The sequence below is a fragment of the Exiguobacterium sp. KRL4 genome, assembly GCF_001870785.1.
Taxonomy (GTDB): Bacteria; Bacillota; Bacilli; order Exiguobacteriales; family Exiguobacteriaceae; genus Exiguobacterium_A.
Map to the genome: position 1 here is coordinate 1 of NZ_MOLV01000027.1, position 18,575 is coordinate 18,575.

The following is an 18,575-nucleotide window of genomic DNA, read 5'->3' on the forward strand; positions in this document are numbered from 1 at the left end:
TTGAAAAAAACAACGTGACAAGCGATGCTTACTTTTAGTGCCCTGAACCTCAAAAAATTGGCGAACTGGTCATGGGATTCCGGTGGGAATCCTTGTTGTTCAGACCATTTTATACGACTACATAAGACAAACCCTCATTTCAATGTTGAAATGAGGGTTTGTCTACGATCTGCAAAGACCACATCGGGTTGGATGTGGTCTTTGTTTTTCTATTAAGAAAGAATCAGTAATATCTGTCCACTCTATTGATTTTTTTGTCACTCACCCATCTATTGCGATGTTTCTATCCAAACTTGATAATAGATGATCTCATCAAAAGGGATTTCTCTGGTTCGAACCCGGGATATCGGAACTTGCGCCAAGTAAAAGGCTAATGCACATGCAATCTTATAGTCGGGTGTACAGTAGCCGTCAATCGTTCGACCATGGATTTCATTTGCAATCGAGTCCGCCCATACGTCCGCCTCGCGAAACGTTTCGAACAAAATGGTTTCTTCTTTCCAACGGATGCTCATTCTCGTAATTCTCCTTTACTTGATTGTCATTGCAATCCGTTACTCTCTTATGACGATATCTCCTATTGTTCCTATTTTGATCTTTAATCCAATATCAAAGTGGAAAGCGACAGTCCAATCGTTGAATGACGAGCACCTGATCGATGACTTCTTCAGGGATGTCATCATCAAACGCATCGTAGTCTTTCCGTTCGTACGAATGGATTTGATAGTTCTTCAAGTCATCGATGGATTCGAGATAATCCGGTAGCGGACCCACCGAGTTCGATAAGGACAGAACGGTGTGCGGGAAGTTGTCATCGTTCGGATTGTTCGAATGGACAAAAACCGCATCCATTCCAGCGTCTTGACGGGACAGTTCGATCCACAGTTGGTAAGGATGTCCCCACGTTTGAAGTTCGGCGTCCAGCTCATTCATGAGATGAAGCAGAGCTCGGACATGTGCTTTTCTGATTTTGAGATGGCCATTTCCGCGTCCGTCAAAATCGAGATGGACGTGCCAAAAATCGAACCAACTGTTGGGACTGAAATCCAGTTTGTGAGCAGTGAGGTGTTGCTCGATTTGAAGCTGTCGAAAGTAGCGGCGTTTGCCACGGAATTTTTTCATGTCATATTCGTCTCCTGTTTGATTGCGATGATGTGTTAATTGTACAGGATGTCCTATCTCTAGTCATGTCAGAAAAGAATGGCGAAAGAAATTTTATTTCAAATTGTTTGCGCTTTCAAATAAAACATTGTTTCTTATCGGTGTGGTTGTTATACTAACGGTGAACGCAGGGGAAAGCACCAACGGAGTTTGAAAAAACGCCAAGCAGTGGATGGTCAGATGGATTTAGGAGTTCAAACAGGGGTCAAAACAAAAGGGGAGCTGAGCATATGGGACAGAAACTCAACTGGACAGCAACACTCGGATTGACGACGGCGCTACTCGCCGCGTCACTGCCAATGCAACCGGTCGCGGCCGAAACGACACCATCCGTTATGGAACGGGTCGACACACAACTGGATCAGATGACACTTGAGCAGAAGATCGGACAAATGATCATGCCGGATTTCCGGTTATGGGACGGGGTCAATCATACGCAACTGGCACCGGAAGTCGGACGGGTCATCGACCGGTTTGATTTAGGGGGCGTCATCCTGTTTGCGGAAAATGTCAGCGAGACGGAGCAGACGACGAAACTGGTCCATGACTTGCAGGAGGTCGTCAAGCAGGATACAAGCAACGATATCCCGTTGTTCGTGACGATTGACCAGGAAGGCGGGATCGTGACACGACTCGGAACGGGAACGAATTTACCGGGTAATATGGCACTTGGAGCGACTCGCAGTGCATCCTACGCGGAAGCGGCGGGAGGCATCATCGGGTCCGAGTTGAAGGCCCTCGGAATCAACGTTAACTTTGGTCCGGTCCTAGACGTCAACAACAATCCGGGTAATCCCGTCATCGGCGTCCGGTCGTTTTCAAGTGATCCGCAGCTGGTCGGGGAACTGGGTTCGGCCATGACGCAAGGCATTCAGGAGCAGGGTGTCGCTGCGACGGCAAAACACTTCCCGGGACATGGGGATACGGCAGTCGACTCGCATTACGGTTTACCGGTCGTCGATAAATCACTTGCCGAACTGAAACGGCTAGAACTGATTCCGTTTAAACGGGCAATTGCTGAAGGAATCGATATGGTCATGACGGGACATATCGGGATGCCGCAAATCGAGGATGAAGTCGTCGAATCGACAAAAGGCACGTTCCCGTTACCGGCGACGTTATCGGATGACGTCATCACCGGCGTCTTGCGGGAAGAGCTCGGGTATCAGGGACTTGTCATTACCGATGCCTTGAACATGCAGGCGATTGCTGACAACTTCACGGAGTCGGAAGCAGTCATCAAGACGTTTAAAGCCGGCGTCGATATCGCCTTGATGCCGACGATTCTCCGGTCGACACAAGACGTGACGAAACTCGAGACGATTTTTGACGACGTGATTGAAGCTGTCGAAAGCGGTGAGCTGTCGGAAGCGGACATCGATCAGTCTGTCTCGCGGATTTTGACGTTAAAAGCAACACGCGGCATTTGGAATGAAACGGACACACCTGTCACGCTCGATGAAAAACTGGCGCAAGCGAAAACAATCGTCGGTAGTCCGGAACATAAGGCGCTCGAAAGAAAAATGACGGAAGCGGCGGTCACGCTCGTTAAAAATGACAAGAAAACATTGCCGTTCAAACCCAAAAAAGGGGAGACGATCCTTGTCTTGTCGCCGGCAAAAGATCAGACGGACAGTATGGTCAAGACAATCCGGTCGCTTGAGAAAAACGCCGGCAACTTGAAACACGTGAACATATTGACGGAAAACTATACGGCGTCGACGCCGCATCTGGATCAAAATCCGAATCTGCAAGAAAAGCTGGCAGCTGCGGACTACCTTATCGTCGGCTCAAACGTCAACAACAGTGACAAGCTGAAAGCGACGTCAGCGGATCACTACGTACCGGCGGAAGTGTTCCGTCAGGCGAAACGTACAAAAACACCGTCCGTCCTGCTCAGTCTCCGAAACCCTTATGATGTCGCCGTGCAACCGGACGCGAAAGCGCAACTGCTTGTCTACGGCTTTAAGGGAGATCCAAATGGTCCGGACTCGGAAGCCGGGAACACGAAATCAGCCGGACCGAATTTACCGGCAGGAATTCGCGCCATCTTTGGTGAAGTGAAACCACAAGGAAAACTGCCGGTTGATGTACCGAAGTTCAAAGACGGTACGTTCCGGAACAAACTTCACCTCGAGTTTGGGGATGGGTTCCGCAACTGGAACCGGTAAGGACGTAGGGAATAGGTAAGCTCAATCAATCCGATTGGGCTTTCCCTATTGACTCTTTTTGAAATTAAATTTCATTTATTATTAATTTTAATTGTTATTATATTTTTCGGATAGAAAGTAGAAGGAGTTGTCAGAGAGGATGAAGGTCATGTTAGAGAAATTAGCGACAGAACGCCGGAATGAAAAGACGATGCGTCTCGACGACATGTCGGTTGAAGACATGTTGACGGTCATGAATGCGGAGGATCAAACGGTCGCCGCTGTCATTCAACAGGAAATACCGGTCATCAAACAAGTCATCGATCGGGTCATTCAATCGTTTCAAGCGGGCGGACGATTGATTTACATCGGAGCCGGAACGAGCGGCCGATTGGGTGTGCTGGATGCGGCCGAATGTGTGCCGACGTTCGGGGTCTCACCGGACATGGTCGTCGGACTGATTGCCGGGGGCGAACGGGCACTCATCAAAGCCGTCGAAGGGGCGGAAGACAGCAAAACGCTTGCTGTCGAAGATTTACGGGCACTTCAGCTGACGGCGAATGACACCGTCATCGGCATCGCAGCAAGCGGCCGGACCCCTTACGTGATCGGCGGTCTGGACTATGCACGTGAAGTCGGTGCGACGACGGCTGCCCTGTCCTGCAACAAGCAGGCGGCGATCAGTGAACACGCGGACTTCCGAATTGAAGTCGAAACCGGACCGGAAGTCTTGACCGGCTCGACACGCCTGAAGGCCGGCACGGCACAAAAGCTCGTTTTGAACATGATTTCGACGGCAGCGATGATTGGTGTCGGGAAGGTCTACCAAAACTTGATGGTCGATGTCCAATCGACGAATGAAAAACTCGAAATCCGGGCCAAACGGATGATCGTGGAAGCGACAGGGGTTGATCTTGAGACAGCTGCGCGTTATTTCACATCGGCGAATGGTCACGTCAAGACGGCGATCGTCATGATTTTAGCGGACGTTTCGTATACTGAGGCGGTCGAACGATTACAACGTGCGCACGGATTCGTCCGCGACGCGCTTTAAGGGGGGACGAACATGAAGAAGGAAGAAATGCTCGCATCCGCCATTCTTGAACATGTCGGGGGAAAAGACAATCTCCGGCAACTGGCCCACTGTATGACACGTGTCCGGTTGTCGCTGAAAGATCCGACGAAAGCGGACATCCAGGCTCTCAAACAAATTGACGGTGTCATGGGCGTCATCGATGACGAGACGCTGCAAATCGTTGTTGGACCAGGAACGGTCAACCGGGTGGCCGATCATTTGAGTCGTGAGACGGGGCTTGCAATCGGTGAAGAGTCGGTCGATGAGAATCTGACGTTTGAAGAACGGGCTGCCATCGAACGGCAAAAAGTGAAGGACAAACAAAAGTCACCGTTCAAACGCTTTTTACGTCGTTTGGGAAATATCTTCATCCCGCTCATTCCGGGACTCGTCGCGTCGGGGATCATCAATGGAGCGGCGAACTTTGCGAAAAATGCCGGGGTTGATGCGACAGAAACGTGGATGCAGATTCTGTTATTGATCGGTAGTACCGTCTTCGCCTACTTAGCGATTCTCGTCGGTTGGAATACGGCGAAGGAATTTGGCGGCACACCGGTCCTCGGGGCGATTGCCGGCGGAATTCTATTTAATCCGCTGCTTGTCGATATCATTATTTACGGTGAACCGCTTGTCGTCGGTCGGGGTGGTTTGTTTGGGGTCATCTTTGCCGCCTGGTTGATGACGTATCTCGAAAAACATATCCGTCGGTTCATGCCGGTCTCGATTGATATCATCTTTACGCCACTCTTTACCGTCTTGATTGTCGGTTTTACGGCACTTTATGCGATCATGCCGGTCGCCGGCATTTTATCAGACGGCATCATGAAAGCAATCAACGTGATTCTTGAAGTCGGTGGTCCGCTTGCCGGTGCCGTCCTCGCCGGATTCTTCCTGCCGCTCGTCATGGTCGGTCTCCATCACGGATTGACACCGATTCATCTGGAGCTGTTAAATACGATTGGCAACACGGCACTGTTACCGATTCTTGCGATGGCGGGAGCCGGCCAAGTCGGAGCAGCGATGGCGATTTTCGTCAAGACACGGAATCAACGGTTACGCAACATCATCAAGGGGGCGATTCCGGTCGGTTTCCTCGGTATCGGTGAACCGTTGCTGTACGGGGTCACGTTACCACTCGGTCGTCCGTTTTTGACGGCTTGTATGGGAGCCGCAGTCGGCGGTGCCTTCCAAGCGACGATGAAGACAGCGGCGCTTGGGGTCGGTGTATCCGGTCTGTCGTTGACACCATTGATTGATAACGGGATGTACCTGACGTATATTGGCGGTCTCGTCATCTCGTACGTAGCTGGATTCTTCTTTACGTTCTGGTTTGGTTTCAAAGAAGAAATGGCAGACGGGATTTAACTGGATGTAAGGATATCAGGGGAAATGAAAAGATGGAAGATCACGTTGAGGTGATGTTCCATCTTTTTTTACACTTGACCCGCTTATTGTATCTTCGTGTCGACAGTCTTGTCCTGTAGCATACGTTCAAGAACCAAGACATATACCAAGGCAACAAGAACTCCCGCTGTCCCTGGCAGAACAGCAATGATTGAGTCAGTCAAGTATGCTGCGGGAATCAGGTAAGTCAACAGAGACTTCACACCGTTCAACACGAGAAGGGCTGTCAGCAGGATCAAGGTCACAGTCCGTTTTTGCAGATTTCCAAAGAATTGACGGTCCGTTTTTTTAACCTGTCTCATGCCGAACCAGGCGAACATGCAGATGACCTCCATTAGTTTGTAGATAAGTAATTACTTTTTAAGATCAGTCAGCGAAAACCTGGTTGATCTTGGTTTCAGAATTCAAATGACGCTGAATCAATTTTGTGACTGCTTGTTCCTGTTCGATTGTGCTGAGTTGCGTGTTGTACCAGCTATCCAGTTTATCGCGGGTCACAGTGAAGGTATAATCCGGGAAGGTAAACGTAATCCGGTCGACGTTATCGACGAGAACGAACAGGTAGGTCGCGTTGAACAGGACCGTTTCTTTGATTTCCTGTTCGACTTGTTCCGTCTCGATGTCCTTGTAAGTCAAATGGATGCCATACGGTGTTTGTTTCGTTTCGAGGGCAATCTGATGCAACTCTTGATGGTGTGCCAGTTCTTTGACGATATTCGCGACGGCGCTGTTGTCGCCGACATAGGAATGTTTAAAGTGGAACAGGTCCGTCTTTGAATCGGCATGTTGACTGTAGCCGTTCCAGATCAATACCAGACAGGCAATCGACAGGAAAGGAATCAAAATTCGTTTCATACAATCTCTCCTTTATGGATCTCGTACTAATGGTATCATAATTCATGAAGTACCTCCTAAAAAATTCTTATATTGGAACTTTAGTAACAATTGACGGTCTTTGAACACTACGCTGACAAGAAGGAGTGAAACAGATGAAAGGACTTGCCGTTTATTTGAGTGAACCACTGACAGATGAGGCGAAAGACAGCATCCGACAGATGCGGACGATTGGTTTTACCTCAATCTTTACCTCGTTACATATTCCGGAAGACGATCCTTCGTTGTACACGGAACGCTTGCGGACGCTCGGGCAACTGGCGCAACAGCTCGAGATGGAACTCGTCGCGGATATCGCCCCGACTTCCCTTGCCGCGCTCGGCAAGACGTGGGAGGATGCCGATACCTTAACCGAATGGGGGGTGACCGGACTACGTGTCGACTACGGCGTGACACCGAAACAGGTCGCGGACTTGTCAAAACAGATGATGATCGCCTTAAACGCCAGTACGCTGACGGCGGAGGAACTCGATGCGATGAAAGCGGAGGGGCTCGTACTTGAACAGGTCGAGGTGTGGCACAACTTTTATCCGCGACCGGAAACGGGACTGGATCGTGACTGGTTCAATGATAAAAACCGGTGGCTCCGTGAACAGGGGATCCGTGTCCAAGCTTTTATTCCGGGAGACGGACACCTGCGTGGTCCGCTTCACGAAACGTTACCGACGCTCGAAGACCACCGCGGACAATCACCGTTTGCCTGTTATCTCGAGCTGGAAGCGTCCGTTGATCGGATTCTGATCGGGGACCCGGGCTTGTCGGAAAGTTCGATGCAGCAATTTGCCGCGTATCAGGAGGGAATCATTGTCCTCCGGGTAACGGGTCAAGGCGACGATCCGCTGTTGACGAGTATCCAGACGAATCGGATGGATCCGGCGCGGGATGTCATCCGATCGGTCGAGTCACGGGCTTACGGTCGACCGGGCAATGGATTACTTGACCCCGCGACCTTATCAGACCGGCCTGTCGGATCGGTCACGATCGACAATCTGAATTACGGACGGTATGCCGGCGAGTTGCAGTTGACGAAACGGAATCTTGCGACCGACGAACGGGTCAATGTCATTGGACGCGTGATTGAAGCAGACCGGGAGTTGGTGCAACAGATTGGTCCCGGCGGACGGTTCCGGCTGGAGTGGGTGGAAGCGGAATGAAAAAGATTATGCTGATTGGTTCCGGGGGCTCCGGCAAGTCGACGTTAGCGAAACAGCTCAGCCGTGCCTTGGGCATCCCAGTCTATCACCTGGATACATTGTTTTGGAAGCCGAACTGGCAAGGTGTTCCACGGGAAGAACAAACACGGATTCAGGCAGATTTGATTGCGCGGGACGACTGGATCATCGACGGGAATTACGGCGGATACGATCATCTTTCTTGATCTGCCGCGAGTGACGTGTGTGTACCGCGTCTTGAAACGGACAATCCGTCACCGCCATGAGCTAAGAACAGATATGGCGGCAGGTTGTCCGGAAAGAATCGATTTTGCCTTTTTGAAATGGATTTGGAATTATCCGAACGTACAACGACCTGACATCCAATCGAAACTCGACCAAGTTGCGTCGACCAAAACCATCATCGTGTTGAAGTCTCGGAACGATGTTCGGCAGTTTTTGGAGAGCGTCGCTTGATACTATCATCTGATTTAAATCAAACCCATTGGTAATGAAAAAAAGACTACACATGAGGTAGTCTTTTTTCGCCCGATGCTTAAAATTAAGTCGGCAAACAATTTTCGGTACTGAAACGGAGGCTCAATTCACGTAGTTTAGCGACAAGTTGTTCTTCGTACAAACCGTCTAAGGGAATCTGTTCATCCGCATAGGCAGCCAGATCGACATGACTACCGATCATGACCGAATGAACGGCACCTTTAAACATCTCGATGTCGTTGGCATCGTTCCCGAACGCGACATATCCTTCTGTTGTAATGCCCATGATGTGAAGGGCATGTCGCTTATGGATGTCTTTCGGGCTGATGTCGAGCACCTGCTCTTCACCATGCGAATGCGAAACGACATCAATCTCGCGTAATGCTTCCGAAAAGTCCTCCATACTCGTTGCGCTTAAAATCAAGACTTTTATAATAGTGTCATGTTCTGCAAGACTTACGTTTTTTGCGGATTGTAACGGATCTAGATTCTTGAGAATCGGATGTGACGCGGTCCCCGTATAGCTGTAGTTCCACAAACCGTCAACTAAGTAGGTGGCATCCGTCTGTTGAATCAGTTTTTGCATGTAGATGACATCGGACGGAGAAAAGGGCTTTGAATAAACGATTTCTCCACACCGAGAAACTAACGATCCGTTTCCACCAATCAACAGGTGATGATGAAACGTTTTCGGAAGGACCGGTAACAGATCGCGAATTGGTCGTGCCGAAGCGAAGATGACACGGTGGCCCGCTTCTTCAAGCGTATGAAGCGCCTCTGTAATGGGTTGAGACAACGGCAAACCTTGAAAACAGAGGGTCCCGTCCAAATCAAAAACAAAATTCATGATGATTCTCCTTCATATTTTATGAGTGAAGCGATTTTGAAATCGTCCAGTTTTCCTGAATCACCTGCAGAACAAACTGCGGATCATCCCAGTGTACGATGTGGGAAGTTGACGGAGCGGACATCACAGTTCCACCGGTTTTTTGCTGCCACAGGACAATTGCTTGTTGGCGGAACGGTTCTTCCGAGACAGGTAACGTCGCATGGAGCAACACGAGGTTGTCACCGGGGACATCGTCGAGGAAGTCGAGAATCTCGTCTTGATACATTGCCGTCAAGATGGCGCGTGCCGTTTTCGCCCGGGCATGCCAGTAGTAACGCCCGTCCTGCATCCGGACAAAATCTTTTCCGGCCAGATCAAGCAACGGCGACCGGCGCATCTTTGGTCCATAAACGGCAACGTCCCGAAATTCCTCCCACGTCGCGACGGACTCCTCAAAATCCGAATCGTAAAATGCAGATTCCTCTTCGAGTGGTGTACCCCGCAACCGTTTACTCTGATAACCACCATCAATCAAAATCGATCCGCGAACCCGCTCCGGTTGTTCTTTTTGATAGAAAAGCGCGATGAAACTGCCCCAGGAGTGCGAGAGGAAATAAAAGTCTTCGATGTGCAACTGTTCGAACAGCTGATTCAGCCAATCGGAAAACCGGGCAAACTGATAATCCCGTTCATCCGGAAACGGTTCGGTTTTCCCGTGACCCGGTGCATCGATCGAGACAATCCGGTAGTCATGTTTCAGAGCATCGGCCAGTTCAATAAAGCTGAGGCTGGTTCCGCCGAGACCGTGCAGGCAAAAAATCACCGGGTGATTCGGGTTGCCCCATTCTGTAATGTGTGTTGAAATTCCGACGCATGCGATACTGTAACGTTTCATCTGTTTTCCTCCGTTTCTGAATAGGTATGTACTTACTTTTTAACCAGTATTATACATCAATTGTTGTATACTGAAGCTAGTGAATTTAAAAGACTGACGGAGGGAATGTGGAATGAAAATTACGGCAGCAACACTTTGGACGGATCACGTAAAACCGATGCAATACTTTTATACGACGACGCTTGCCTTCAGACTCGTCGAAGAAACTGCTACTTCATTTACGATTCAGATTGGGACAAGTCAGCTTCGGTTTGAACAGGATACGACACAGCAACCGAAACAATACCACTTTGCGTTCAACGTTCCGGGGAATGCGTTTCAGCTGGCGAAGGACTGGTTGCAACAGCAGGTGCCGTTATTGATCGAGGACGGAGCAGACGAAATCTTTTTTGAAAACATCAATGCCCATTCCGTCTACTTTTACGATCCGGACGAGAACGTCGTCGAATTGATTGCCCGGCATGACGTCAATCCGAATAAGTCGCTTGAAAGTTTTGCGGTGAGTGACATTCTGGATATCGGTGAAATGAACGTGACGACGCCGGACGTCGCCGGTGTAGGGGCAGGATTTGCTGAACTCGGTGTCTTTCACCGCTACCATCAGCCGATTAACGTGGATTTCTTAAACTTCCTCGGGGCACCGGAAGACGGCACTCATCTGTTGCTCGGGCGAGCCGGACGGACGTGGTTGTTCTCACCGAAACAGGCTGTCACAAGTCCACTCGTTCTCGAAATCGACGGCAAGCTACATGTCCGGATCGATGCAGACGGTACGTTGCATCACGAAAATTAAACCCATGCGCAGACGGGTTTAGAGGTTACGCCATGAGCTGTAAAATCCCGAATGTCGTCAAGACGACATAAGAGACGGAGATGAAGATTAAAACGGGTTGAAAAAGGCTCTCTTTCGATTGGCGGGTGATGCCTTCAACGAAACTGCTGAGGAGGAAGACGAAAATCGCCAACCCGATGTACATCAAGACAATCGTCGAAACACCTTGGAGCAGACCAAATGGCACAATCGAAAAAACGGTGAAGAACAGATAACCGAACGCCGCTAAGAGAACGAGACCAAGCAAAATGCCGAGAACCGGATGAAGTCTGTTGACGCGCGCCATCCACTTCGGGAAACGTCGGTTGAACAGAGACCACGCGGTATGTAGCGATAAACAGACAGAGATGAACAGCATCAGAAAAAAGACGGCCTGTAAGAGCGGCGACAGCTGATCCGCCCATAACGGGACGATTAAGAAGAGGAACGGGAAGCAGAGCATCAAGAGGTGTTTTTTCAAGTTGATCACTTCTTTCTAAATAATTAGGTAGTTTGTTAACTATATCTTCCTTGTCTGTACCGTATCATACGTCGGAACAGCAGGAAAGGAGAGCTGATGACGAACTTTTGGAAAGCAAACGGCAAGTGGCGGATTGGGCGGTTCATCTTACTTAGCATTCTTCTTGTTTTTTTGTCTTGCTTTTTGTATATCTATCATCAAACGGTGTTGCACCAACTGTATTTGGAAAAACAGCTGAAACAAGAATTTAAGTTAGAAAAAGAAGATTATCAAATTAAAGGTCAGTTTTGGAAATTCGGCTACGCATATGACATTATTTTAGATGATGAACCAAAAACGTCTTATTTGTTTAATGTGAAGAAAAAAGACGGAAAATACACAGCAGCATATTGGGGGCACGGATTTTTGGATTCATCCAATGATGGATCGCCTGAGCATCTAGAGTTCGAACAAATGAGAAATGACTAGCGGTTAATAGCGTGTTATAGCGCTAATCTATAAAAAATAGGAGGAATCAATATGTGGAAAAGTTTTACTTGGTTGAACGAACCAAAAGAATTCAGTATACAGGAACGCCTGACCTTTAAGACAGAAGGCGATACCGATTTTTGGCGAAATACATACTATCAATTTAACCGGATGACTGGTCACGCCTTACTTCGACCGATTCCGTCAACATCGTTCTCCTGCCGGATTGAAGTGAAGTTGGATCCGCGTCAGACGTATGATCAGGCAGGAATCCTTCTTTATCTAAACGAAGATCACTGGCTAAAAGTTTCAGCAGAATTTATTCCGGAAGGGAAATCGCATCTCGGTGCCGTCGTCACGTCATTCGGGTATTCCGACTGGTCGTCGCGGGACATTGAAAATACCGTTTTTGATCATCCGTTGACGTTTGAGCTTGTCTTTAAAAACCAGGACGTAGAACTGTATTTTGTGGACGGCGAAACGAAGGAACAGTTACGGATTGCGCATCTGCACGGGGAAGGGGACTGGAAAGTCGGACCGTACGCGTGCAGCCCGAATCTTGAGGGACAAGGGTGTGAAGTGGAAATATTGTCGTTTGACTGCCAGGAAAGATAAAATAGCGTGAGCACCTCGTCTTGTAAGAGAGTGAGAAGAATTAGGTGATTTTCACGCAATTTGTTCTGATGTTTCAGTTCTTCATCAACGACTGGCGGTGGGAAGATACTAAATGTCAAAAGCCCAAAGCCACGCAACCGATTAAACCATGATGTCACCCCGTCGACCCATCGAATCAGATGGATTGGCGGTTTTCTATTGCTCGGATTGTAAAGGGAGCTTGACAGGTTAAATGGATTTTACCTATTATTGGAAGTGAGGAGTGATGGGAATGAAGAACAGATTGAAGGCTTTGCGTGAAGCCCGTAAGTGGTCGCAAGGGGACTTAGCGAAGGCGTTAGGCGTATCAAGACAGACCATCATTTCGATTGAAAAGGAGCGGTATAATCCGTCACTCGAACTCGCATTTTCGATTGCGGCTTTGTTTGATTATCCGATTGAAGCGATTTTTATTCCCGAATCGAAGAAAAAAGGAGACGATGTAGGATGAGACACATGCCGATGATCAATCGGTTACTCGCCGCAGTTTTATTAATTTACGGCGGTTATCTGACGCTGTTCGATGGGGCGAGTCCGCACAGTATCGTATTTATGTTGGTCGGAATCAGTCAATTGGCGACCGATCTGATTTTCCCGGCTACTGAAACTTATGACGAACGACAAGAAGATATCAAGCAGAAAAGTGGTCACATGTCATACCTCTTGAGTATGGTTTATGTTTTTATCATGTTGACACTCGTCCAGTGGAACGTCATCGACGAGATTATGACAGCTTTGTTGTCTGTGCTCTTCATTCAGGTCCTGACTTTCCCAATCATGATGTTTATCTACAATCGACGCAGCTGACGACAAAAAGAACAGGCACGAATGGCCTGTTCTTGACGTGTGATCAGTAGTATTCAGACAGTTGTTCCCGTGATTCTTCCGTTAAATAGCCAAGCGACAAAAAGTTTTTGACGAAGCGGACTGGACCATTGGAAGGAACGGACTCGATTTTTCCCGTAAACGATTCAACCTGTTCCAGGACGTCGATATCAGCGGCCTGCATCTTGACGAAATCAAAGTCGAGGACAACCGTATCCGTCTCGTCCCACGGAATGTCAGCAGCATGCTGCATCCGGTGAAACGTCTGCTTCAGGTGATCACTTGTTGGATTAAACTCGAACTGTAAGTATGGTGTCTCGGTATCTTGAACCGATATGCCGCCTCGGGCAACGATTGCCGGTAAAAAGCGACGGTGTGTAAAATGCCGAAGGATCATATGAACAACTCCTTTTATGATCAAAAGTGATTACTCTGCATCTTGTGAAGCAGGCGGTCAAACGATTCGTGGTCGTCCATCGTAAAGGCTTTGAAGTACTGTTCATGGATGACTTCGACGACCGGTGCCGATTCTTGAACGATCGTCTCCCCGGACGGTGTCAAGACGAGTCGTTTTTCCCGATCGATGCGTTTACGTGTGATCAGGTGTTGCTCAAACAATTTTTTTAAGGTTTGTGAGATGGCACCGCTGGATAGCTCGAGTGTCGTTTCTAATGATTTTTGGGTTGCACTCTGTTCGCGATATAACGTATCAAGCATATCAAATTGCGATTTTGATAAGCCCCAGTCCTTTAAGACGGCATTGACTTCTTTCATGTAACGGTGATGCAATTTTTGGATGGCCAGCCAATGACGGTAGGATGGAGTGGATAGGTGTGATGTCATCAAATCCCTCTTTTCTGTCACCGTGTAAACGGTTAAGTAATGGTCCTCGAAAGTTGAAAAATTAGTAATTCATTATACTCAAATTAACACAGAATCGATGAATCTCCTACCACTTGATACCAACAAAAAAGCTTCACTCATTTGCCTGAACGTCAGGACGAACGAGTGAAGCTTTTTTAGTCGTGGATCGATGACTCGGTTGGCGTCGCGGGATGACGTCCCCAGACGAGATAAACGACCGGTCCGAGATAGTTGACGAGAAAAATCAGGATACCCCACAACCATTTGGGTCCGCGAGTGCGTGGGCGTTTCCATAAGTCGACATAGGATGCGACCAGTAAAATGAATTCCAGTGTGTAGACGACGGCTTTGACGTATGGTTTCTCTTTCAGGCGCAATGGATGTACCTCCCAGTAGATGGTTAACTGACGAACAAACGATCGTGGTAGTTTTTCAAAATCAATTGATTTTGGTCGATCGTAAACCCGTATCGTGTAAAACACTCGGCAGCGACGCGGCCGCCGTAAGAAATGGCAGTGAAATCTCCGCTGACCCGGTAGTGGGTGTACTTCTGTTCGATGTCATGGATCAACGCTTCTAACAACAGACCACGTTCACCGAGTCCTTCTTCCCGGACATGGATATCGAGCAACGAAAACTCGGCCAGTTCGACGGAACCGAACAGGCGCGTCGATAAGTGTTGAATGGTCATGTGCGAACGTTTGGACAAGACAGTTTTTTTCGCCTGGCTGTTTTCCAGTAGCGTGACGTAATAGCCGAACAGTGGTGCCTGTAAGTTTCGTGTCACTTGAACGACTTGCTGTTGATTGTTGTAGGCAAGTCCGACGATTTGTTCGTTTGGATGATGGGGTATGTCAATCATTCGCTGTGTGCAGACCGTCTGCCAGTCCTGTTTCGGAATCCATTCCAATTCAAGCGTTCGAGGGGATTTGAAGAATTTCACGTGGTAGGTAATGCCTCCTTTAGTGTAGTCGATGGTTTAAATATACACTTTTTTACAATTGGAGAAAGGACAGAAACGTTACTGTTTTGTGACAATCGTGCAAAAAAGGGACGAATAAGGGAAGAGATGGAAGCCGGAGGGAAGTTACATCGCTAGACTGAGGAGGGAAACGAAACAAAAGACGTATAGTGAGAGGAGTAAAAAAAGGAGTCGTACATAATGAAAAAGAAAACCATCTTCTTCGGGAGTATGTTGGTACTTGGACTGACAGTGGCGTGGTGGTCACGCGGGGGAGCAGAACCGGTCTTTAAGAAATCGTATCCGGTCCAAGCGACCAGTAAACACTATGAAGGGAATGTTGTGTCGCCAAAAACAAGCGACGAACAACAACAGGTAGGCGAAGCGAGCGGTGTCGCGGTTGGTCCGAGCGACGATATCTATTACCTGCACCGGGTGAACGGCACGTATGGCAGTGAGACGATGATCAAAGAACCGACCATCAAAGTCCCCGCACAGGTTGGATGTCGATGACGCCAACAATATCTGAGGTGACTGACATCAGTTTGAATCAAATTTTTCAGCTGAATCCAGAAGGCGACATTAAAGCGGTTTATGGACAAGCGTATCCGTTCGGGACGGAAGTGGGTCTTCGGGTTCGTAACAAACTGCCGAACTTCCCGGTCCGGTTGAACGATTATCTGTTTGCCCGCCGAACTGTTGAACCAACGCTTTCAACAGTTCACAGCCACGTCTTCTCGCGCAATGAATCTGGAGTGGTCGAGAGGAACTGAAACAAGTGGTACACCTTAAGGTAATTGGTGTTCCAGCTCCTGTTTTTGACGGAAGTGATGCCGCGTATGCATACCGACTAAACGATACCATTCATGGGCGTTCAGCCAACCGAAACCGCCGTGTTCCGTTTTCGATGTCGGATCGATCTGATCAAGCCGTGATGACCAGTCTTCCATCCGTTCGACCAGTTGAAGGAGACGGTGTTTTAACTGATCGGCACTGTCGGTATTGTTCGGCGGTGCATTCATCTCATCCGGGAGCCTGATTTTGACGGGTGGAAAGGCAGCTTGTCGGAACAGCTCTTCGCCATACGGCGTTTTTCCGGCAGCTGAACGAGTGGTGAGTGAAGCACATGCTTCGATTTCATCCAGATATTCGTGGGCGACGAGCAACACGTGGTCATACATTTGACCAAGCGACCAGACACCCGGTCGTGAGATGTAGTGCAGTTCGTCTTCCGAATACCGATCGAGTTCTTGATGCAGGTGGAACAGGCATTCGATTTCTGTCATGGGAAGCCCTCCTTTGGCTGGAAATTAGCAGGTTTCTTGACTATATCCTGACTGACAACGGTCTAAACGAAAAAACACTAGGGGCAACAAGGAGAAAATCCTCGTTGCCCCTAGCGTTGTAGGGTTAAGAGACTTTTTGCTCTGCTTCGACCGTCAGCGTATATAACTTTCGTTTCGAGTGCTTAAACACGATTGGTAACGTGATCAGTCCGATCAACAGGAAGCCAAGCGAGAAGACGATGTAGGTCGAACGGATCGAGAAGACTTCGGCGAGCATCCCGATTGCTAACGTCAGACCGATGACAAACACCGACTCGGCGACATTAAGGACACCGGAGAAGCGGCCCATGATTGAAACGGGGACGTTGTTTTGATAAAACGACAAGAATCCGGTATTCGCAAACGACAACGCAAACGTCAGCAAGAAAAAACCGAAGGCAGCGAAGATGAAATCTGTTGCCGCCGCAAAGATTAAATATCCGACCGGTGTCGTGACAGCACCGAAGCCAATCAAAAAACGCAGGCTGAGCCATTTCGAACACGTCGCATTGATGACAGAGCCGGCGATGATCCCGACACCAGCGATACTGACGAGGAAGCCGTATGTACTTTCAGAAAACGCAAGCACCCGTGTCGCAAATGACGCTTCGAGAGAATCGAGACCGGACATGAAAATCGTTATCACGCAGAACAGCGCATAGACGAGTGTGATGTACCGGTGCTTGTGCGTAAACCGTAACGTCTCTTTCCAGTCGTCGGCAATCATCCGCAAGCTGAGCCGTTCCGCTTCCGCAAACGTCGTTCGTTTCTCCAAGTCCGGCAGAAAAAACAGGATCAGGGCGGACAAGGCCAACGCACCGGCATTCATATAAATCGCAAATGCCGGTGAGCCGACAAGGAACAGGAGACCGGCAATCGTCGGCCCGAGAATGAAGCCGCAGGATTGGATGAAGTTTTTTAAAGCGTTAAACCGTTGCCGGTTGTTGTGCGAGACGAGTTTCGTCATGTAGATCAGGGAAGCGGATTCGAACAAGGAACTGCCCATATTGATCAAAAAGACGAGGGCATAGAGGACAAACAACGAATCGATAAACGGAAGAATCGCAATCAGGACAGCTCGAGACACGTCAAGAAGCACCATCATGTTCCGTTTGTCGACCCGGTCAATCAGGCTGCCCGACCAAAAACTCGTCAACAGGGCAGCAATCGGGACAAGCATGTAGAGGATGGAGACGGCCAATGCCGAATTCGTCCGGTCGAGCACAATCAAGTTCAGCGCGATGAAGTAGACCCAGGCGCCAAGATTCGAAATCCCGACACTCGTCAATAATAAAGCAGGGTGTTTCCATGTTTTGAAATCCATCCAGCATCGCCCCCAAAGTCAATCTGTTTTTGACAATTGTTTTTTGAATATATAGAAATTTATTACAATTGATATTACGGGACGGTGGACGGCATTGCAAGAAGAAAATGGAAAAAGCCATCAAAAAGATGGCTAGCGGGAGGCATTCACGGGAGAAAGTAATCGAGCGTAGCAAACAGGCTCGTCAAGATAAAACAGATCAGCAACAAAGCGGACAACACGATCAAGTCGAGGTGTCGACGAAGTCCGTTCGTCAAGATAAAGAACAATGTCCAATAAGCGACGAACACGGTCAGCACAACGGATGTGACAGGCGCGTTGAGTGACGACAGTGCCGTGAATTCCGTTCGGAAGTCCGAACTCGTGATGGCGTAAAAAGCAAATCCGAACGTCGGAAGCGCCCCGAGGTACAGCAGCCATTTTGGAAACTTCATGAAGCGACGCCTCCTTTTTAGATGATCAGACTTTCTTGATTGTACAGGATAAAAAGGAAACAGAAAACGAACAAAAATGTAAGGAAGTGTCATTTGAGGATAACGATTCGGTATACTAACAGAACGAAATCGTTTCAGGATGCTCAGTCTTACGATCGAGGACGTTCAAAAATCAGTTCATAATAAGATCCGACCCCTACGCCGGACGTCACGAAATCAGGTGCAACGAGTTGGATGAACCGCCACCCGTCTTCCGCTTGTTGGGTAATGACGTCCCGGTAATCTTCTTTCGGGTTGCCGGATAACCGTTTAAAATCAATCCGGATAAATTGGTATTCGAACATAATAGCCCCTCCTTTAATCGTCTTGTA

At 48.6% G+C, this 18,575-nt stretch carries 27 protein-coding genes and 1 pseudogene; 13 read left to right on the forward strand and 15 right to left on the reverse strand.

Annotated elements, in window-relative coordinates; translation table 11 throughout:
* Window positions 1-269: 269 nt before the first annotated feature.
* Both BLD48_RS13170 and BLD48_RS16540 read right to left on the reverse strand, forming a co-directional pair.
* Window positions 270-515 carry a hypothetical protein gene (locus tag BLD48_RS13170; protein ID WP_083412333.1) on the reverse strand — a complete coding sequence of 82 codons (246 nt, stop codon included), beginning with the start codon at window positions 513-515 and terminating at the stop codon, window positions 270-272.
* Window positions 516-609: 94 nt separating this feature from the next.
* Window positions 610-933: a hypothetical protein gene (locus BLD48_RS16540; protein WP_236630031.1), complete on the reverse strand. Its 324-nt coding sequence runs from the start codon at window positions 931-933 to the stop codon at window positions 610-612.
* Window positions 934-975: 42 nt separating this feature from the next.
* On the opposite strand from BLD48_RS16540, the gene BLD48_RS16545 reads away from it, so the two are divergent.
* The 4 genes from BLD48_RS16545 to BLD48_RS13190 all read left to right on the forward strand — a co-directional run bounded on the left by BLD48_RS16545 (window position 976) and on the right by BLD48_RS13190 (window position 5,751).
* Window positions 976-1,161, forward strand: coding sequence for a hypothetical protein (locus BLD48_RS16545; RefSeq protein WP_236630032.1), 186 nt, complete (start codon window positions 976-978; stop codon window positions 1,159-1,161).
* A 230-nt stretch (window positions 1,162-1,391) separates the two neighbouring features.
* Window positions 1,392-3,332, forward strand: a complete 1,941-nt coding sequence (locus tag BLD48_RS13180) for a glycoside hydrolase family 3 protein (protein WP_071500615.1) — start codon at window positions 1,392-1,394, stop codon at window positions 3,330-3,332.
* A gap of 148 nt (window positions 3,333-3,480) precedes the next feature.
* Window positions 3,481-4,365, forward strand: coding sequence for an N-acetylmuramic acid 6-phosphate etherase (gene murQ / locus BLD48_RS13185; protein WP_071500704.1), 885 nt, complete (start codon window positions 3,481-3,483; stop codon window positions 4,363-4,365).
* Window positions 4,366-4,377: 12 nt separating this feature from the next.
* Window positions 4,378-5,751, forward strand: coding sequence for a PTS transporter subunit EIIC (locus tag BLD48_RS13190; RefSeq protein ID WP_071500616.1), 1,374 nt, complete (start codon window positions 4,378-4,380; stop codon window positions 5,749-5,751).
* 83 nt (window positions 5,752-5,834) lie between these two features.
* On the opposite strand, the gene BLD48_RS13195 is transcribed toward BLD48_RS13190, so the two are convergent.
* Together BLD48_RS13195 and BLD48_RS13200 are read right to left on the reverse strand one after the other, a co-directional pair.
* The gene (locus BLD48_RS13195; protein WP_071500617.1) at window positions 5,835-6,110 is read right to left on the reverse strand and encodes a hypothetical protein; all 276 of its coding nucleotides are present in this window, start codon (window positions 6,108-6,110) and stop codon (window positions 5,835-5,837) included.
* A 46-nt stretch (window positions 6,111-6,156) separates the two neighbouring features.
* Window positions 6,157-6,645: a DUF4825 domain-containing protein gene (locus BLD48_RS13200; protein ID WP_071500618.1), complete on the reverse strand. Its 489-nt coding sequence runs from the start codon at window positions 6,643-6,645 to the stop codon at window positions 6,157-6,159.
* A gap of 134 nt (window positions 6,646-6,779) precedes the next feature.
* Between BLD48_RS13200 and BLD48_RS13205 the strand changes: the two genes are divergently transcribed.
* Window positions 6,780-7,838 (forward strand): DUF871 domain-containing protein, encoded by a 1,059-nt coding sequence (locus BLD48_RS13205; protein ID WP_071500619.1) that lies wholly within the window; start codon window positions 6,780-6,782, stop codon window positions 7,836-7,838.
* A pseudogene (locus BLD48_RS13210) lies at window positions 7,835-8,312 on the forward strand (DNA topology modulation protein). Before BLD48_RS13205 ends, BLD48_RS13210 begins: the two are co-directional and overlap by 4 nt.
* Window positions 8,313-8,397: 85 nt before the next feature.
* Here the strand turns inward: BLD48_RS13210 and BLD48_RS13215 are convergent.
* Window positions 8,398-9,180: an HAD-IIB family hydrolase gene (locus BLD48_RS13215; RefSeq protein ID WP_071500620.1), complete on the reverse strand. Its 783-nt coding sequence runs from the start codon at window positions 9,178-9,180 to the stop codon at window positions 8,398-8,400.
* Window positions 9,181-9,199: 19 nt separating this feature from the next.
* Window positions 9,200-10,057: an alpha/beta hydrolase gene (locus BLD48_RS13220; RefSeq protein WP_071500621.1), complete on the reverse strand. Its 858-nt coding sequence runs from the start codon at window positions 10,055-10,057 to the stop codon at window positions 9,200-9,202.
* A 112-nt stretch (window positions 10,058-10,169) separates the two neighbouring features.
* Between BLD48_RS13220 and BLD48_RS13225 the strand changes: the two genes are divergently transcribed.
* Entirely contained in the window at window positions 10,170-10,850 is a 681-nt protein-coding gene (locus BLD48_RS13225; protein ID WP_071500622.1) for a glyoxalase, read from the forward strand.
* Between the two features lie 25 nt (window positions 10,851-10,875).
* Here the strand turns inward: BLD48_RS13225 and BLD48_RS13230 are convergent, their stop codons facing one another.
* Complete coding sequence (locus BLD48_RS13230) at window positions 10,876-11,358, reverse strand: hypothetical protein (protein WP_071500623.1); 483 nt, start codon at window positions 11,356-11,358, stop codon at window positions 10,876-10,878.
* A gap of 87 nt (window positions 11,359-11,445) precedes the next feature.
* On the opposite strand from BLD48_RS13230, the gene BLD48_RS13235 reads away from it, so the two are divergent.
* From BLD48_RS13235 to BLD48_RS13250, 4 genes are all read left to right on the forward strand, one after another.
* Window positions 11,446-11,817 (forward strand): hypothetical protein, encoded by a 372-nt coding sequence (locus BLD48_RS13235; protein WP_071500624.1) that lies wholly within the window; start codon window positions 11,446-11,448, stop codon window positions 11,815-11,817.
* Between the two features lie 51 nt (window positions 11,818-11,868).
* The gene (locus BLD48_RS13240; protein ID WP_071500625.1) at window positions 11,869-12,432 is read left to right on the forward strand and encodes a DUF1349 domain-containing protein; all 564 of its coding nucleotides are present in this window, start codon (window positions 11,869-11,871) and stop codon (window positions 12,430-12,432) included.
* 271 nt (window positions 12,433-12,703) lie between these two features.
* Complete coding sequence (locus BLD48_RS13245; RefSeq protein ID WP_071500626.1) at window positions 12,704-12,922, forward strand: helix-turn-helix transcriptional regulator; 219 nt, start codon at window positions 12,704-12,706, stop codon at window positions 12,920-12,922.
* Window positions 12,923-12,927: 5 nt separating this feature from the next.
* A complete protein-coding gene (locus tag BLD48_RS13250; protein WP_236630033.1) occupies window positions 12,928-13,278 on the forward strand; it encodes a hypothetical protein in 351 nt (116 codons plus the stop codon).
* Window positions 13,279-13,321: 43 nt separating this feature from the next.
* On the opposite strand, the gene BLD48_RS13255 is transcribed toward BLD48_RS13250, so the two are convergent.
* The 4 genes from BLD48_RS13255 to BLD48_RS13270 all read right to left on the reverse strand — a co-directional run bounded on the left by BLD48_RS13255 (window position 13,322) and on the right by BLD48_RS13270 (window position 15,103).
* Entirely contained in the window at window positions 13,322-13,693 is a 372-nt protein-coding gene (locus BLD48_RS13255; RefSeq protein WP_071500628.1) for a hypothetical protein, read from the reverse strand.
* Between the two features lie 20 nt (window positions 13,694-13,713).
* Window positions 13,714-14,139, reverse strand: coding sequence for a MarR family winged helix-turn-helix transcriptional regulator (locus tag BLD48_RS13260; protein WP_071500629.1), 426 nt, complete (start codon window positions 14,137-14,139; stop codon window positions 13,714-13,716).
* A 176-nt stretch (window positions 14,140-14,315) separates the two neighbouring features.
* Window positions 14,316-14,537, reverse strand: coding sequence for a PLD nuclease N-terminal domain-containing protein (locus BLD48_RS13265; protein ID WP_083412334.1), 222 nt, complete (start codon window positions 14,535-14,537; stop codon window positions 14,316-14,318).
* Window positions 14,538-14,560: 23 nt separating this feature from the next.
* Entirely contained in the window at window positions 14,561-15,103 is a 543-nt protein-coding gene (locus tag BLD48_RS13270) for a hypothetical protein (RefSeq protein ID WP_071500630.1), read from the reverse strand.
* A gap of 219 nt (window positions 15,104-15,322) precedes the next feature.
* On the opposite strand from BLD48_RS13270, the gene BLD48_RS13275 reads away from it, so the two are divergent.
* Window positions 15,323-15,634, forward strand: coding sequence for a hypothetical protein (locus BLD48_RS13275; protein WP_071500631.1), 312 nt, complete (start codon window positions 15,323-15,325; stop codon window positions 15,632-15,634).
* Window positions 15,631-15,894, forward strand: coding sequence for a hypothetical protein (locus BLD48_RS13280; RefSeq protein WP_071500632.1), 264 nt, complete (start codon window positions 15,631-15,633; stop codon window positions 15,892-15,894). The genes BLD48_RS13275 and BLD48_RS13280 overlap by 4 nt, the downstream gene beginning before the upstream one ends.
* Before the next feature lie 15 nt (window positions 15,895-15,909).
* Here the strand turns inward: BLD48_RS13280 and BLD48_RS13285 are convergent, their stop codons facing one another.
* The 4 genes from BLD48_RS13285 to BLD48_RS13300 all read right to left on the reverse strand — a co-directional run bounded on the left by BLD48_RS13285 (window position 15,910) and on the right by BLD48_RS13300 (window position 18,548).
* Entirely contained in the window at window positions 15,910-16,407 is a 498-nt protein-coding gene (locus tag BLD48_RS13285) for a DinB family protein (RefSeq protein WP_071500633.1), read from the reverse strand.
* A gap of 124 nt (window positions 16,408-16,531) precedes the next feature.
* The gene (locus BLD48_RS13290) at window positions 16,532-17,770 is read right to left on the reverse strand and encodes an MFS transporter (RefSeq protein ID WP_071500634.1); all 1,239 of its coding nucleotides are present in this window, start codon (window positions 17,768-17,770) and stop codon (window positions 16,532-16,534) included.
* Between the two features lie 146 nt (window positions 17,771-17,916).
* Window positions 17,917-18,204, reverse strand: a complete 288-nt coding sequence (locus BLD48_RS13295) for a hypothetical protein (RefSeq protein ID WP_071500635.1) — start codon at window positions 18,202-18,204, stop codon at window positions 17,917-17,919.
* Window positions 18,205-18,353: 149 nt separating this feature from the next.
* Entirely contained in the window at window positions 18,354-18,548 is a 195-nt protein-coding gene (locus BLD48_RS13300; protein ID WP_026833144.1) for a DUF4177 domain-containing protein, read from the reverse strand.
* Window positions 18,549-18,575 lie beyond the last annotated feature (27 nt).